The organism is Synechococcus sp. BA-120 BA3 (genome assembly GCF_034931285.1).
Taxonomy (GTDB): domain Bacteria; phylum Cyanobacteriota; class Cyanobacteriia; order PCC-6307; family Cyanobiaceae; genus Cyanobium.
In genome coordinates, this window is record NZ_JAYGHZ010000505.1 from 1 (window position 1) to 723 (window position 723).

Below are 723 nucleotides of genomic sequence, written 5' to 3' on the forward strand. Positions count from 1 at the left end.
GGCTCCAGACCCGACCAACCGCCACGGTCACGTCGTCGCCGCTGCCCTCGCGGCTGATCCGGTCCAGCGCCGCCGACAGGGTGCCGGCCGCCCCGGGGTCCGCCTCACCGTCGCCGTGGGCCAGCCAGGCCGCCAGGGTGAGGAAGTCGCCATCGGTGGCACAGGACTTGCGGATGCCGTCGGTGCAGAGCACCAGGGCGAACGCCCCGGCCTCGGTGTCGAGCGGATGCAGTCCCGCCCGGCGGGCGAACAGGGAGGCCGCCCGGGGCTGGCAGAGGCTGCAGGTGGCCTCCCCGAGGGCGGTGGGCTCGTTCTCCTCCTGCAGCAGCCGGGCCGGGCCGTCCGCCTCCACCCGCACCAGATCCCAGTCGCCCAGTCCGGTGTGGCCCCACCAGCGGGGGGTCATCACCACCAGGCCCAGGGTGCTGCCGTAGAGCAGGGCCTCGAAGCCGCCCTCCCCAGGATCGCTCGCCCAGTGGGCCGCCACCGCCGCCAGCCAGCCGCGCTGGATCGACTCGGGCAGGTCCCGCTCCAGCCAACGGCTCCAGTCCTCCTCCCCCCCGTCCAGAGGCCTGGCCGCCAGGGCGCCCTGCACCGCGGCCAGGGCCGTTTCGCAGGCCAGGCGACTGCCCACCTCACTGCGCCGGTAGCGGCGCCCGCCATGGCCATCGGCCACCGCCATCACCATCACCGGCTGCCCATCGAGGCCCCGCAGCTCGCGGC

Annotated in this window: 1 protein-coding gene; it reads right to left on the reverse strand. The window is 75.7% G+C overall.

Going from position 1 to position 723, the window contains the following annotated elements; translation table 11 throughout:
* The coding region (locus VB737_RS17180) for a protein phosphatase 2C domain-containing protein (RefSeq protein WP_500314763.1) at positions 1 to 723 on the reverse strand (723 nt) is incomplete at both ends.